Origin of the sequence: Shewanella sp. c952, from assembly GCF_019654975.1 — a bacterium.
GTDB lineage: Bacteria > Pseudomonadota > Gammaproteobacteria > Enterobacterales > Shewanellaceae > Shewanella.
Genome location: NZ_BPEW01000008.1, coordinates 140,386 through 155,433, shown reverse-complemented (window position 1 = coordinate 155,433; position 15,048 = coordinate 140,386). Strand labels below are relative to the sequence as shown.

The following is a 15,048-nucleotide window of genomic DNA, read 5'->3' as shown; positions in this document are numbered from 1 at the left end:
GCGTGAAGTCATCTTTCATACTTCGCCGAAGACGCTAGGTCGTTGGCTTGAGGAGGCGTATTCTACACTCTCCAGTGGCGGCGTCAAGCGCTTATTTTAAGAAGTTTTTCAAGCGATGATTTCTTAACCAGAAGTCATTACCCGAAGCCCTTAAAGCGTTTGTCACCTGAATCAAATCCCCTAAGGTTTTTAACTCTCACCTCTTAGTTAAAAGAGGTACTGATTACGCTGCAAGTCCCGTACTACCTAAGCTTTCGTTTAGTTAGTTGGCCTGCTGTGCCGTGTCAGTGGATGCGCATTATAGGCAAATCCTGACAGAGCACAAGGGGCTAAATGATAAAAAATGAAATAACACGCCTAAGCGACCAATTCTCAAACAATACGCACAAAAAAGGGGCTAGACGCCCCTTTTATCTGTTTAAACCATGCATCAAGTTAGTGCTGTATCACCTAAGCAGACGACTTTTATCTAAGGGGCCCATTGTTGAAAATCAATGACTGCTTCTATAAAGAGGTAAGAAGCTTCATTTGCTATGAAGCTAATTATCAAGCTAGCATGGCGATTATGGTAAAAATCCTTAATACGACTCTATAGTCACTTATATAGAAGGTGAAGCATGTTATTAGCTCCGATTACTGTCACTGCCAGCCAAAGTAATAGTCCCAATCTCTTCGCTTATTCCGTTATTGCCGCTCTATCTGGCTTGGTATTATTTATTAGCCTGTTTAGTAACGATGTATATGCAACTGAAATCTACACTTGGGTTGATGAGCATGGCGTTACGCACTTCAGCCAAGAACCACCAGAACAAAAACAAGTTAAAAAGATTTATAGTGAAGATATTAAACCAGCCAAAATTGGTTCAGTATCTCCAAAAGCAACCGCCAAGGTTAAAAGTGAACCTACGGAGTTAGAAAAGTCCGCTATAGCAATAAAAAAATCTGATAAAGCACAAGCAAAATTAATTTGTGATAATGCTAAACATAGTCTTAATATACTAACGAGCCATTCAAAGTTGAATAAACAGAGTAAAGAGTCTGGCGAAAGTGTGGCGATGACTGAAGAGCAAAGGCAAACTGCGATAAAAGAACAAAAACAGCGAGTCTCTTTATTTTGCTCTAAATAATATCTCTTTCGCCATCGGACGATAGTGAGACAGACTAGATTTGAGTCTGTCTCGATGCCGCCAACTATTGGTTTGCAGTTAGGTTATACATTGAACGGGCAATCCCATCTTCACAGGCTTTTAATCCCGCCTCCCAACCATCATCAAATTTATCTAAGCCATCAAGTGCAGTATCTTTAACTACAGAACCGTATAGTTCTGTTTGTTGCTGCTGGGTCACATAAGCATTTTTACAACCGCGATAGTAACCATAATGATAAAGGCTTTCGAACTCTTGATTGCCTTCACCAATATAAGGGGCTGATGCAAGCCCACGTTGATCATCATTGGCACACCCCACTATCACTATTGAGGATAAAATGATTATTGCTAGTTGAAACTTCATACACACGCCTCCCTGTCAGAAAATCCTACAACCAATACATGAAACTTAACAAATGCACTGCCGTATTAATATCATTGAGTATTGACGAAAAATTTGAGAATACAAACATATCGTTAAGTTACCGCTAAATGATGCCGACCTCTTAGCGCTAGGGTGACAATAAAGTAAAAATGGCATCCCCTATACAGAGATGCCATTTGATGAATCACTCACTTACAACACTATTACTGGCTAAAAGTCAGTTCAGTTCCTGACACTGATATATGTATCGCTTTACCCGGTTGTAGTTGTCCACTTAAGATTTTTTGCGCCAGTGGGTTTTCAACTTCCTGCTGCAATGCCCGCTTTAGTGGTCTCGCCCCATATATGGGGTCGTAACCTGCCTCAGCGATAATTGCTAAAGCATCATCACTAATGACTAACTCATAATCTTTCTCTGACAGCCTTTGCTTTAAGCCCTCTATTTGAATTGCTGCGATATGGGCAATATTGCCTTTATCCAACGGATGGAAAACAACTGACTCATCAACACGGTTCAAAAACTCGGGTCTAAAATGCTGTGTCACTACCTGCATGACATTAGATTTCATCTCGTCGTAACTTTGCGATCCAAAACCTGCTTGAATAACATCAGAACCAAGGTTCGATGTCATGATCACCACTGTATTGCGAAAATCGACGGTTCGGCCTTGACCATCCGTTAAACGACCATCATCGAGTACTTGCAGTAAGATATTGAAAACATCAGGATGTGCTTTCTCCACTTCATCAAGCAAAATCACCGAATAGGGCTTACGCCTTACCGCTTCGGTTAGGTAACCGCCCTCTTCATAACCGACATAACCAGGAGGAGCTCCAACTAAGCGCGATACAGAGTGCTTCTCCATAAACTCGGACATATCAATGCGAACTAGTGCAGATTCTGTATCAAACAAAAACTTTGCCAACGACTTACACAACTCTGTTTTACCTACGCCTGTAGGCCCAAGAAATAGGAATGAACCAATTGGACGATTAGGATCTGCAAGCCCTGCTCGGCTACGACGAATTGCATTCGATACCGAATCAACGGCTTCATTTTGCCCAATAACACGCTCATGTAGAGCATCTTCCATCTGCAACAGCTTTTCTCGCTCACCCTCGAGCATTTTTGATACAGGGATCCCAGTCGCTTTTGACAGCACCTCTGCGATCTCTATATCAGTCACTTTATTGCGTAGCAGAGTCATATCCTGCATCTCAGCTTGGGCAGCTAGATCCAACTGTTTTTCAAGTTCAGGAATGCGACCATATTGCAATTCGGACATACGCGTTAAATCACCCGCTCGCCTTGCAACTTCAAGGTCCATCCGCGCTTGCTCTAGATCAGCCTTAATATGCTGGGTTCCCGCTAATGCCGCTTTTTCAGTATGCCAGATCTCATTTAGCTCACCGGCTTTCGCTTCAACCTCTTTTAATTCAGAGCGCAGCACATCTAAGCGACGTAGGCTTGCTTCATCCTCCTCCTTGCTTACCGCCTGCTCTTCAAGTTTTAACTGAATTGCGCGCCGTTCAAGCTTATCGAGAGATTCAGGCTTAGAGTCTATCTGTATTCTGATGCTTGAAGCTGCCTCATCAATTAAATCAATGGCTTTATCAGGGAGTTTACGATCTGAAATATAACGATTCGACATACTCGCGGCGGCTACAATGGCAGGATCGGTGATCTCAACATGATGATGCAGCTCATAACGCTCTTTTAATCCACGTAAAATAGCAATGGTATCTTCGACATTGGGTTCATCCACCAGCACTTTTTGGAAACGACGCTCCAGCGCAGCATCTTTTTCAATATACTGACGGTATTCATCTAGTGTGGTAGCACCGACACAATGCAAGTCACCTCGAGCCAGTGCAGGTTTAAGCATATTACCCGCATCCATAGCGCCATCACCTTTACCCGCGCCAACCATGGTATGCAGCTCATCAATGAATAGGATAACTTGGCCCTCTTCCTGAGAAAGCTCATTCAGTACTGCTTTTAAACGCTCTTCAAATTCGCCACGGTATTTAGCGCCTGCGACTAATGCGCCCATATCTAAAGATAAGACCCGCTTGTTTTTTATTCCTTCAGGCACTTCATTATTAATAATGCGCTGTGCTAGCCCTTCAACAATTGCAGTTTTACCCACTCCAGGTTCACCAATAAGCACAGGATTGTTCTTACTACGACGCTGTAAAACTTGAATCGTGCGACGTATCTCATCATCACGACCAATGACAGGATCTAACTTCCCCTGCTCGGCACGCTCGGTAAGATCTACCGTGAATTTTTTCAGTGCTTGGCGTTGATCTTCAGCATTAGGATCATCAACATTTTGACCATTACGAATTTGCTCTATTGTTGACTCCATCAGTGCTTTAGTTGCACCCGATTTTTTCAATGCCTGTGCAAGCGCATCATTGCCCTCAAGGGCTGCAAGCACAAAGAGTTCACTCGAAATAAACTTGTCTTTGCGCTTTTGCGCTAATTTGTCACACAAATTCAATAAGCGGATCAGTGCTTGGGACAATTGAACATCCCCACCCGTCCCCTCGACTTGAGGTCGTTGCTCTAATTCTTGGCTAAGCAGAGAGCGCAGCGTGCTGACCTGAATACCCGCTTGGGTCAGCAATGGGTGAATTGAACCGCCATCTTGATTTAGCAATGCCATCATCAAGTGTGCGGGCTCTATAAATTGGTGATCTCGGCCCAATGCCAATGATTGAGCATCCGAGATAGCAATTTGGAATTTATTGGTCATACGATCTAATCGCATCATTCCTCCGGTAACTCAGTTAGGTTTGTATCAGTGCCATAAATCGTCACGCAAAGCTCAATACTCTTTGAGCACTATATTTGGGTTAATACAAACAGAAAATAATAGGTTTGCTCTACAAGACCGTAAAGCATGTGATAACTAAAATATGGGGGCTATTTGAACGATTTCAAGTAAGGAGTTAGGCATTCAGCCAAATAAATGAAGCCATTCTTCCAGTGATACCATCGCGGCGGTAAGAGAAAAATGATTCAGAATCGGTAACCGTGCAGCGTTTATCTGCATAGACCTTATTCACGCCGAGCTTGCGTAAGCGGATCTGCGCTAACGCCTGAATATCGGCCATATACTTGTCGCTACCTTTTTGAAGACAAGTTTGCCTAAAACAATCTTTAGCTTCAGGGTGCTTTGCTACAAACTGTTGTTTTACCTCTTCCCCCACTTCAAAAACGTTAGCGCCTATAGCAGGGCCAAGGTAAGCGATAAGCTCTTTCGGTGAATGGCTAAACTTGTTAACGGCAACTTCTATAATCCCATCGCATAATCCACGCCATCCCGCATGAACCGCAGCGACTTCAGTGCCTTGTTCATCACACAATAAAACAGGAAGACAATCAGCAGTCATCACTACACAGACCTGGTTGCTACTATTGCAATAACTACCGTCGGCATAATGGATGTGGCGATTGTCGGCATTAACAACCTCTATACTATGAGTTTGTTCAAGCCAAGCAGGACTTACAGGCAGGTTTAATCGTTGTTCAATAACCTGTCGGTTGCGATTAACATTAGCGAGATCATCACCAACATGCGCACCGAGGTTTAAACTGTGGTAAGGCGGCAAACTGCAGCCACCTTGACGAGTCGAAAAAGCAAGGTTTACTCCCTCAGGAATAAACCATGCTAACTTCTCATCGACAACATCAACCATTAAATAACGGCAGGATTATCGAGGGTATCTTGACGCAGTGCTTTGGTCAGCTTAACCATGTCTTCAGGAACAGGTGCCTGCCAGCTCATAATTTCACAAGTGAAAGGATGCGCTAGTTCAAGACGTATTGCGTGCAATGCTTGACGCTTGAAAGCCATATAGGTTTCGAAAAAGTCAGGAGCTGCACCTTTAGGCGGACGCGGACGGCCAGCATAAACAGGGTCACCAACTAATACATGACCGATGTAAGCCATATGCACACGAATTTGGTGTGTACGACCAGATTCTAGGCGCAGGCGTAAACGGGTATGAGCTCGAAACTTCTCAGCGACTCGGTAATGGGTCATCGCTGGCTTACCGTTATGGACAACAGCCATATGGGTACGCTTAGTTGGATGGCGATCGATTGGTTCATCGACAGTGCCACCCGCAATAATGCCGCCTTGAACAATCGCTTCATATTCACGAGTGATCTCACGAGCTTGCAGTGCTGTGACCAGATGCGTTTGCGCTTCAACCGTTTTAGCCACAACCATCAAACCAGTCGTGTCTTTATCTAAACGGTGAACAATACCTGCGCGAGGCACCAATTCGATACCAGGACAATGATGCAGCAATGCATTCATCAAGGTACCATCTTGGTTACCAGCACCAGGATGCACTACCAGTCCAGCTTGCTTATTAATAACCAAGATATGGTCATCTTCATAAACAATATCTAGATCGATAGCTTCAGCTTTTGCCGACGTTTCTTCTTCCAGTGTTGCTAAGACAATGATGTCCTGACCTTCTAAAACTTTAGTTCTAGGTTTGTCAGAAACATTACCGTCAATGCTAACTGCACCGGACAGAATCCACTCTTTAATGCGTGTTCGCGAGTAATCAGGGAACAAATCAGCCAAAGTTTGGTCCAATCTTTGCCCTGATTGTATTGATGTTATCTCGCTTTTTAGTTTAATCTCTTGAGTCATATGAACCGTACCCACGTTTCGGGGTCCAAAAATGTTTACTATCTGTTACAATCGGATTGTTTCTATTTTATCGTGAAATGGAAAAATTCTTAACTATAACTTTAAAAGAATCGAATTCAAGTATGCATAAAATTGCTAAAAGTGTTGCTGTAGTCCTAATATCGCTTGCTGTTACGGCCTGTAGTAGTAAACAGGGCGAAGACCCTGCAATGATCAAAAGTTCGCCTGAAGTGCTTTATTCTCAAGCAAGAACCTCTATGGAGCTGGGAAATTACAGCAAAGCAGTTCGTTCTTTAGAAGCTTTGGATTCCCGTTTCCCGTTTGGACCTCATAAAACACAAGTCCAACTCGATTTAATATTTGCTTACTACAAGCTTGATGACCCAGCTTCTGGTATCGCTAACATCGACCGTTTCATTCGATTAAACCCAACACATAAAGACATAGATTACGTTTACTATATGCGCGGTCTAGTCAATATGCAGTCTGATCGTTACCTTTTCCACGATATGTTAAACATCGATAGATCTGATCGTGATCCTAAAGCGGCTCAAGATGCATTTAAAGATTTCGATAGACTGGTTAAGGCTTATCCAAACAGTAAGTATGCAGCAGATGCTCAAAAACGCATGCAACACTTAAAAAATAGACTGGCACTTTACTCGATCAAGGTAGCTGAATACTACATAAAAATGAATGCATGGAGTGCAGCGGCCATTCGAGCACAACTAGTTATGGAAGGTTTCCCAGGCACACCGTCAACAGAAAGAGCCTTAGAGATAATGTCTGAAGCTTACGGCGAACTAGGGCAAGATAAGCTTAAAGAGCATGCACTTATGGTGATGCAAGCAAACTTCCCAGATAACAAATTGGTTGCTCAGCGCTAATTATTAACGCTGTTTTTCCACTCGTTATTATAAATAAAGGCCTCTATTTGAGGCCTTTATTTTTTATTGATTGATTTACAAATGTTGATAAATAAAACCGCCATATAGATATTTTGTCGCTTCAGCGCCTAGCACCATCACCTTGTCACCACAATTCAACACGCCAGAGTTAATCAGTTTAGCTAAACTGACCCATATCGCCGCCGAACCTAAGTTGCCTAAAGATTTTGCATCATTAATAATTCTGCTAGATTCAATAGCCAACGCATCGCCAAGCAATCGATCAATATGGCCATTCGCTTGATGTGGCAATATAAAACGAAAGTCATCAAGATGATGCCCTCGCGACTGCAAAGCCGCTAAACCGAGTTCAAACAATTGACTGCCCTGCTGCCTTACCGCCTGAGTATTATGATGAAATCTTGCCATCTGCTTATCGGCAACGTCCTTCGACCCCGAGTCGAGATAAAAGCCAGCCTCTTTACCCACCCCGATATGGCCCAAATAGATATCAGAAATAGTGCCAATCGAACCCGCTAATTGTTCGGCAGGAGCAAGCACCACAGCCGCTGCGCCATCTCCCATCTGCACATAGTTCACCAGCTGCTCAGTATCAATGAATTGATTATCCATATCAAAATAGACAGAACCGGTCTCACAACCAACAATCGCCACGGGTTGTTGATTCACGGCACAAAAGCTCGACGCTATCTGCAATCCATTGGCAAAGCCAGTACACGCTTGGCGCAACTCTAAATAGGGACCATGATATGACAACTTATCTGCTATCCAGGCCGCATTGGGAGGAACTTGAGTATGTGGTGTGCATGTATGAGAGAGCAAATAGTCGAGCTGACTTATCTCAATACCTGCCGCTAACAACGCACCATTAAGGGCTTGAACGCTCAACTCTATACTGGTTGGCGAGGGTCTACTTGTTGCGACATTAAGATCACGACTCAAATGCCGCCCCTCTATCCCCATTCGCCGTGCAATCGCTTTGGCTTTTCTTGCGGTCAACAAACCGCACTGCTGCTTTAGCTTCTCTAACAGATATTCATTGTTAATATTATCGTGAGGTAACGCGTGTTCAATCCCTTTCAATGAGAGCGAGTGTTTAGCAAATTTTACCGCCATTTAGCCTCCAGTTTTCTTGTCACACCGTCTAAGCACACACCCATGGACTCAAATGCTCCGCCTTGAGTCAATAAAAGCTGCATCAAGTCACCCACCACTTGCTCATGTTGCTCTGCAAATTGATTAACACTCGCACCAAGCGCCATTGCATGTTTGCGGCTAACGTAAACATGTTTAGCTTCATCTTTTTTAATTAGCCCACACAATTGGGCAAAGGGATGATCCGAGCCTAAATGGCAATGCTCAAACGATTGCATAATATGAGTGACACAGGTATCTAAGATGGCAATTCTGACAAAATGTTCGCTGTAATTTTCGACTCGCCCTAAGCTGGCATAAAAACGCTTGGCCTTTCGTTGCACTAGGCTAAAACTTGTCAGCTCAGTCAATTGACTTGCAACTTGCTGCAAAGCTAAGTCGTGCCGATATTCATCAGCTTCTACTCCATGTAAGCAACTTAGAATGAGTTTATGTTCCGAGCCAGCTAAGCGCGCTATCTCGCTATTAAATACTAACTGTGCAGATTGTTCACCGCATAGTAATAAGGGCAGTAATCTTGCCATCGCATCAGTCTGTTGATCAGAGAAGTGGATCGGAGATACTGTGGCTGCTTGCAACCAACTTTCGATTCGTTGGCCGTTGGCGTGATCAGCCAATGCAGTAGAGTGTTCATGCCTTAATGGAAAGCATCGAGGTAAGCGATGTTTAATCATTTACCCTCCTAAGCACCCAGCGCTGATACAACACTGGCAGCATCAACACATCAAAGCCCCAAGCAAAAAGCACCACCAGACAGGACAACAAACTCAATTGTGCAATAGGGGCAAAGTTCGATAACAAACCGATAGAAAAGCCAAGGGCAATCGTCAGCGTGGTAAAACTAATCACTGGTAATACTTTACTTAACCCTTGCCACATAAGCTCAATAGTATCCTCTGAACCTCGTTCGCTCGGCAGTTTAAGCATTAAGTGCAAGGTATCGTCAACAATCACCCCCAACATCATACCGAGCACAACAGCCGTGCCTAAACTAATAAAGCCGCCGTTAAGCTGCCACAGCGCAAATACCCACAGCAAAGGCAGAAAGTTAAGTAACAATCCCATGAAGCCAAACAGTAACGAACGCTTTAAAATGCTGAGTAGAACGGCTAACGCTATCAAAGCCACACCAAATGAAGACAGCATATTATTGGCATTATCAATGCTTAGGTGCGCAAACAGTAAATTGCTACCAAGCGGCGGACTAACAGTAACCTGCGAAGCATTCTGCTCCAGCCAATAATTAACTTTCTTCTCGAATGCCACCAACTCCATAGCCGTCATCGGTTTTAAATACAGCGTTACTAGAGCAGCACTCTTGTTTGCGGACAGTTCACTCTGTAAATGCAGCTCGGTCACTGAATTATTAGCCAGCAATTGATGAAACTGACTTTGACCAAGGCCGGTACTTCTAATCCAATCTCCTAAGTGTTGCACTTTATTGACTTCTGCCTGAGCTTTTAAAAAGCGAGCAAACTTATAAATAAAGCTCAGCTCAGTCTTATCCACTTGTTCACCCGAGACACTACCAACAACATAATGCTGTAAGTTAATACCTGCAAAATACTGACGCATTTTTTGGCTAGAAACAGTAAAAGGGTTGTCGTCATTAAAATAGCTTAATGGGTCGTCATTTAAGGTCAGTTTAGAAACACTAAATGTAGCAGCGATACTAATAAGGACAATACCTAGCATAACTGCATTGGGTCTTTTTACATTATATTTAGCTAAGCCTACAACCGAGCTAAACAAACGGATTCTTTGAGGCTTTACAACCGAAAACTTAGCAAAATAAATCAGTGTGGTAAGGCTCAGCAAATAGTTACAGAGCACGGCAAAAGCCACGAGTAATCCAAAGCTTTGGATAGGAGGTGACGGACTAAAAGTTAGCAAACAGAAACCAAATATGGTGGTGACCGTTGAGTAGAAAAGTGGTGCTTGATTAACACGAACGGTTTCAGTTAACGCTTGTTCATTCGACAAGCCATTATTCACTGCCCTGCGCCAACCAAAATACAGGTGCGATGCATAGGCAAGTGCTAGCGTCACAATAATCACTGGCACAAAAGCACTAATAGCAGCCAAAGTAAGCTTCAGCCACGCTGCTACACCGATAGTGAATACAAGTGCTATCAAGCTATTAAGGCACAGCGCAGCAATCCACACCTTCTGCCTAATAAACAGAGCCGCCATAACAAAGATGACCAGTAATAAAGAGGGAGCAAACCAAGTAAGGTCATGACGCAATACTTTGGCATACTGCCAATTTAAGGCATGAGTGCCATTGAGGTAACTTTCGACCTTCAATGGTTGCCAGAACTGTTGTGATTGAAGCTTGATGTTATCTAACGTATCGATGAGCCATAAGCTGCGCGTTTTAAATTGCGACGCCTTAGACTCATCTAACTGAAACTGGAGCAATATTGCATGGCCGTCATTCGACAAAACAGAATCGAGGCGAGGATGCTTTTTATAGGGCAAGATTTTATTGGCTTGGGCGCTACCTTGCACAAATTGATTATAACCCTGCACACTAACGATATCTGACTGTTTATCAATTTGAGAGACAAAGGCTAACAAGGACTGGTTAAGCTCTCCGTCACGCCAATCCTGTTTGCTCTCAAGCAATAACCACAGCTGATCATGACGTTCGAAGTTATCACCCATGTTATTAAAAGCGATAAAGCGTGAGTCCTCAGGAGAGAAATAATCACTAAAATCGACATCAAGGTTCAACCTATGTAGTCCTAGCAATGAAAACAGCAGCAGAAAAGCAATAACTACGAATAGCACTACTGGATAACGTTGAATTTTCCAAACTGTCTGAGTATGCAACTAGCTTCGCCCTCACTGATATTTTAGTTATAAAACACTAGACCGTGTAATTCACGATTATATTCACAGTTTAATAACAAATAGTAGTCCAACGGCTAAAGCTATCGAACTGACAAACAAATTGCTCAGTTGTGCAGCTAAACGCTGAATTATTCAACGCACAGCTAAAAAATAGTGATATTTAGCAGAAATTGGTTGACTCAAATCGGTAAAAGCCTTTTAATAGCGCCCGTTGCCCGAATAGCTCAGTCGGTAGAGCAGAGGATTGAAAATCCTCGTGTCCCTGGTTCGATTCCGGGTTCGGGCACCAATATTTAGTTTAGGTGTTGCAACATTTAAACATTAAGCTGAGGCAATATAAGACCTTAAGCTCACAACTTAAACCTCGCCTAGCGAGGTTTTTTTGTATCTGAGATTTGAAATCCTACAGCCTTCACTCTTTAGCTAAATAGCATGCACAAAAAAGCCAGTCTGATTAAGACTGGCTTTTAGACTATTTGCAGACGCTATAAGCTTATAGCGCGCTATAGCTCACGCTGAAAAATAGCTCTCTGCCCGGGCTGTTGTAATTAGTCACCGACACAATGTCTTCATCGAAAACATTATTAGCTTTTAAGCGTAGTTGCCAATTATCAGAGACTTGATAACCAACACCTAAATCTAACTGATGATAAGCATCTAGATACTGCTTATATCCAGCATAGCGTTTACCTTGATAATGATAATTAGCCAGTAGATCAAAGTCATTCCAACGGTAGCTTAGCGAGTAATTCACTTCATTTTCGCTGCGGCCGGTTAACTTTTCTTCAGTCGCTTTATCTTCAGTATCTAGGTAGGTATAAGCCAATTGATGTTCTAAACCAAATAACGAAAATTTAGTAAAGAATTCCGCACCTAAGATCTCTGCATCACTGATATTTGCTGGTTTCCAGATCGGATAACCATTGCTATCAAGCTCACCAGTCCACGCCCAGTCGATCAAGTTTTCGATGTCATTTTTAAACACACTAATATAAGCCTGAACATCGTTGCGTTGGTAATTCAGCGTAATATCATAGTTTTCAGATGTTTCAGATAGAAGATCGGGACTGCCTAAGTTTGGATAGTACAGATCGTTGAATGTTGGTGCTTTAAATGCTGTTCCAGTAGTTACAGCTAGACGCCACTGTGCATCAAATTGGTAGGCAAGCCCTAAGTTATAGGTTGTTTCACTGTCGACACTCTCAACGTCATCATAGCGAACGGCAACTTCAGCAAGCAATTTATCCCACTGCTTTTCTGCAAGTAAATAAACGCCGACCAAATCTCTATCAGTTTGGGCATAATCTCCAAGTACAGCTTCATTCGACCAATCAATGCCGCCACTAAGGTTTAGGCCGTTGCCAACTAAATACTGATTACTCCAGTTAACTTGCTTACGCTTAGTTTCAAATTCACTCACATTTACAGCTACACTATCGCCGCGGAAATACTCGTTATAGTCACGAGACTGGCTTATAGTCAACTTACTGTTAAAATGCTCCGCACTGTATTGAGTACCTAAAGTCCAAAGGTAATTCGCGAAATCAAACTCATCGTCGCCACCAAAACCATAGATGTCATCGTATTGAGTATTCCCTTTATCGTACTGACCATTCCAAAGTGCCTGCCACTGTTCATTTAACGATTGTGAACCTTTAACAGATAGCGATGTACGATCATAACCGTCAGCATCATTTTCTGCTTCAACGCCATTGTAGACATCGTAGCCATTTGAACGCTCATGGTTGATAGCTAGCGTACTGCTGCCTTGTCCATGCTCCAGACCAATACCAGCAGAACCACGAACATAATCATTGCTACCGTATTCAGCGCCAACATACCATTCATCTGATTTTAGTTGGCGGGTAAATATTTGAATCACACCACCAATAGCATCACTGCCCCATACCGATGCTCTAGGGCCTTTTAGCACTTCTATTCGCTCAATATTCTCAGGAGAGATAGTACTTAAGTTTGCAGTACCCAATGTTGCAGAACCGATTTTCACACCATCGACAATGATTAAAGCATGGTCACTACTGGTTCCACGGATACTTACAGAAGAAGCCTGCGCAGCACCGCCATTACGAGTAACGCTTACACCAGGCAGATTCTCTAACACGTCGACAATTGACTTAGGATTAAGCCGTTCAATCTCGCTGCGTTCAATAGTATTAATAACGGTAAGCTGTTGTTCAGTGCTTCTATCGAAACGGGTACCGGTTACGGTAATGGTTTCATCAATGGTCACGTCTTGATTGGATTCTGCTGCCACTGTTGGCAATGCAGTTAAGCTGAATACGCCGCTGATCAGCAACGCAATTTTAGATGGTTTAGTACCCATTTACCCTTGACTCCTAAAGGAAAACGGGGCAAATGCGTCACGGCAGTGTAAATCAATTAGCGCATAGTTCCTTCGCTATATTTACAATTTGCCGCACTTCGAGATCTGCCCGCCGAAATCATCGAAATCACTTTACGGGCCGGTCTCCGGACTTAGGTTCTATATTGATGAGGTCATCAATATGCGACAACAAGCTTTAAAGCGCTTGTGTCTCACCATTCACCGTTGCGGGGGCAGTGTCAGAATTTAACTGACTTCCCGATTATCCTCAGCCAACACGCAAGTTGAAAGCAGAGGCACCAATAAAGTTGACTAGTTAGTTATTTTTTATCGTTGTTACGCTGCGGTATGTTGAGGTTACCGCTTTGTGCGCGCATTATAGACGTCTATACGGTTAAATGTCTAACTAATCAAAGAGCAGATTTGTTCTAGCTTAGATTGTAATGACTAGACTTATCGCTATAAACAGAACGAATGAGATAAAACTTAGCAGCTAACCCTTTAGGGTCTGTTGAACTTTCGAGCTTAGTTTTTGTTCGATTCTTTACCGTAAGGAATAATGCTTCTAGTGCAAGGCTTGAGCGATGACGCTCAACCAGCTAAGTGAAGAGCACATAACTCATTCTAGTCATAATAGAATAGAAGCAATAAACGAATCCAAAGGACAACATTTCTTGGCCATTTTTTCTGCGTTAAAGGCTCTTTGTGGAGAATGACTACACGACATAGCCTCTGCCTTGCCAAAATGGCCAATAAATTGCTGCAAAAACAACCATGAAAGAGCAGCAGACCCTAGTCTTGTTTCGCAATATGAGCTGGTAAACCCAGTATCAAAGCCATTTTTAGCAGCGCTATGCCAATTGCTGCTGAAGATTTAGCTACCATCCATATCCGTCAAAAATACCAGTAGCAGGCCACAGCTATTCTAATTTAAATTGAACGGACTGACTGCTGACATGAACTCACGATAGTTTGTTTTTTCAATCGGGGCTGTGATGGCATTAAACTCATTACCTCGCAACGACTTATGAATAAGATACAAATCCTTCTCTCCACTAACAGCCGTATAGTATCCAATCTCACTTAGGCGTTGTGGCTCTTTATAAAAGTCGATTTCAAGTTCATTAAGGTGACTGTTTGGCATTCGCGTGCAGCCAATGATGGCACTAGCAGTCTGATGACCATTAATAAACTCATCATCAACACGCTCATATATCACCTCACCATTGCAACTATCTCGATAGGTATTGACCATGGTATCAAGGAAATCTTCTGGTTTTATATTTGCAGACATTCCCTCAAAACCTTGAATGCATACCATTGAAGACCAGTTATGCAGCCCTTCGGTTTGCGGTAAAAACTCAGCAGAAAACATCCCATCTTCAAGTTGGGTGTAGGCAAGTTTCCAGTCATTGGGGAGGAAAAAGCTTAATTTTTGGCTAAAAATAGGCAGTTGCTTAGGCAACCTATCAATCGAGCTCTCTGTCATTTCTGATGCATGAGCGCTCATAAAAGAGTGACAACAAAAAAGTACTGAACAGATTGCCCAGCGTGGCTGCTGACTTGCTTTCAT

11 protein-coding genes, 1 tRNA gene and 1 riboswitch are annotated in these 15,048 nt (G+C 42.9%); of the genes, 3 read left to right on the top strand and 9 right to left on the bottom strand.

Going from position 1 to position 15,048, the window contains the following annotated elements:
* Window positions 1-617 precede the first annotated feature (617 nt).
* Window positions 618-1,127, top strand: coding sequence for a DUF4124 domain-containing protein (locus K5R16_RS08390; protein ID WP_220737097.1), 510 nt, complete (start codon window positions 618-620; stop codon window positions 1,125-1,127).
* A 64-nt stretch (window positions 1,128-1,191) separates the two neighbouring features.
* On the opposite strand, the gene K5R16_RS08385 is transcribed toward K5R16_RS08390, so the two are convergent.
* The 4 genes from K5R16_RS08385 to rluD form a co-directional block, all read right to left on the bottom strand.
* A complete protein-coding gene (locus K5R16_RS08385) occupies window positions 1,192-1,512 on the bottom strand; it encodes a hypothetical protein (protein WP_220737096.1) in 321 nt (106 codons plus the stop codon).
* A 224-nt stretch (window positions 1,513-1,736) separates the two neighbouring features.
* Complete coding sequence (clpB, locus tag K5R16_RS08380) at window positions 1,737-4,310, bottom strand: ATP-dependent chaperone ClpB (RefSeq protein ID WP_220737095.1); 2,574 nt, start codon at window positions 4,308-4,310, stop codon at window positions 1,737-1,739.
* A 181-nt stretch (window positions 4,311-4,491) separates the two neighbouring features.
* Complete coding sequence (gene pgeF / locus K5R16_RS08375; RefSeq protein WP_220737094.1) at window positions 4,492-5,241, bottom strand: peptidoglycan editing factor PgeF; 750 nt, start codon at window positions 5,239-5,241, stop codon at window positions 4,492-4,494.
* Window positions 5,241-6,212, bottom strand: coding sequence for a 23S rRNA pseudouridine(1911/1915/1917) synthase RluD (rluD, locus tag K5R16_RS08370; protein ID WP_220737107.1), 972 nt, complete (start codon window positions 6,210-6,212; stop codon window positions 5,241-5,243). The genes pgeF and rluD overlap by 1 nt, the downstream gene beginning before the upstream one ends.
* Before the next feature lie 122 nt (window positions 6,213-6,334).
* Here rluD and K5R16_RS08365 point away from each other — a divergent pair, with 122 nt between their 5' ends.
* Window positions 6,335-7,099 (top strand): outer membrane protein assembly factor BamD, encoded by a 765-nt coding sequence (locus tag K5R16_RS08365; RefSeq protein ID WP_220737093.1) that lies wholly within the window; start codon window positions 6,335-6,337, stop codon window positions 7,097-7,099.
* A 75-nt stretch (window positions 7,100-7,174) separates the two neighbouring features.
* Here the strand turns inward: K5R16_RS08365 and K5R16_RS08360 are convergent, their stop codons facing one another.
* Genes K5R16_RS08360 through K5R16_RS08350 form a run of 3 tightly spaced genes read right to left on the bottom strand, consistent with a single transcriptional unit; the run spans window position 7,175 to window position 11,110 of the window.
* Window positions 7,175-8,236: a 3-oxoacyl-ACP synthase III family protein gene (locus K5R16_RS08360; RefSeq protein WP_220737092.1), complete on the bottom strand. Its 1,062-nt coding sequence runs from the start codon at window positions 8,234-8,236 to the stop codon at window positions 7,175-7,177.
* The gene (locus tag K5R16_RS08355) at window positions 8,227-8,949 is read right to left on the bottom strand and encodes a hypothetical protein (RefSeq protein WP_220737091.1); all 723 of its coding nucleotides are present in this window, start codon (window positions 8,947-8,949) and stop codon (window positions 8,227-8,229) included. The genes K5R16_RS08360 and K5R16_RS08355 overlap by 10 nt, the downstream gene beginning before the upstream one ends.
* On the bottom strand, window positions 8,942-11,110 hold the full coding sequence (locus K5R16_RS08350; protein WP_220737090.1) for an RND family transporter: 2,169 nt from the start codon (window positions 11,108-11,110) through the stop codon (window positions 8,942-8,944). Before K5R16_RS08350 ends, K5R16_RS08355 begins: the two co-directional genes overlap by 8 nt.
* A 234-nt stretch (window positions 11,111-11,344) precedes the next feature.
* Between K5R16_RS08350 and K5R16_RS08345 the strand changes: the two genes are divergently transcribed.
* Window positions 11,345-11,420 (top strand) — tRNA-Phe (locus K5R16_RS08345).
* Window positions 11,421-11,624: 204 nt separating this feature from the next.
* On the opposite strand, the gene K5R16_RS08340 is transcribed toward K5R16_RS08345, so the two are convergent.
* Window positions 11,625-13,475, bottom strand: a complete 1,851-nt coding sequence (locus K5R16_RS08340) for a TonB-dependent receptor domain-containing protein (protein ID WP_220737089.1) — start codon at window positions 13,473-13,475, stop codon at window positions 11,625-11,627.
* 119 nt (window positions 13,476-13,594) lie between these two features.
* Window positions 13,595-13,794, bottom strand: a riboswitch (cobalamin riboswitch).
* A 606-nt stretch (window positions 13,795-14,400) separates the two neighbouring features.
* Complete coding sequence (locus K5R16_RS08335) at window positions 14,401-15,048, bottom strand: hypothetical protein (RefSeq protein WP_220737088.1); 648 nt, start codon at window positions 15,046-15,048, stop codon at window positions 14,401-14,403.

Excerpts from the sequence above, each read along its gene's own strand:
- pgeF (WP_220737094.1), bottom strand. The coding sequence starts at position 5,241 with ATGGTTGATGTTGTCGATGAGAAGTTAGCATGGTTTATTCCTGAGGGA.
- K5R16_RS08335 (WP_220737088.1), bottom strand. The coding sequence starts at position 15,048 with ATGAAAGCAAGTCAGCAGCCACGCTGGGCAATCTGTTCAGTACTTTTT.
- K5R16_RS08355 (WP_220737091.1), bottom strand. The coding sequence starts at position 8,949 with ATGATTAAACATCGCTTACCTCGATGCTTTCCATTAAGGCATGAACAC.
- K5R16_RS08340 (WP_220737089.1), bottom strand. The coding sequence starts at position 13,475 with ATGGGTACTAAACCATCTAAAATTGCGTTGCTGATCAGCGGCGTATTC.
- K5R16_RS08390 (WP_220737097.1), top strand. The coding sequence starts at position 618 with ATGTTATTAGCTCCGATTACTGTCACTGCCAGCCAAAGTAATAGTCCC.
- K5R16_RS08385 (WP_220737096.1), bottom strand. The coding sequence starts at position 1,512 with ATGAAGTTTCAACTAGCAATAATCATTTTATCCTCAATAGTGATAGTG.
- clpB (WP_220737095.1), bottom strand. The coding sequence starts at position 4,310 with ATGCGATTAGATCGTATGACCAATAAATTCCAAATTGCTATCTCGGAT.
- K5R16_RS08365 (WP_220737093.1), top strand. The coding sequence starts at position 6,335 with ATGCATAAAATTGCTAAAAGTGTTGCTGTAGTCCTAATATCGCTTGCT.
- rluD (WP_220737107.1), bottom strand. The coding sequence starts at position 6,212 with ATGACTCAAGAGATTAAACTAAAAAGCGAGATAACATCAATACAATCA.
- K5R16_RS08360 (WP_220737092.1), bottom strand. The coding sequence starts at position 8,236 with ATGGCGGTAAAATTTGCTAAACACTCGCTCTCATTGAAAGGGATTGAA.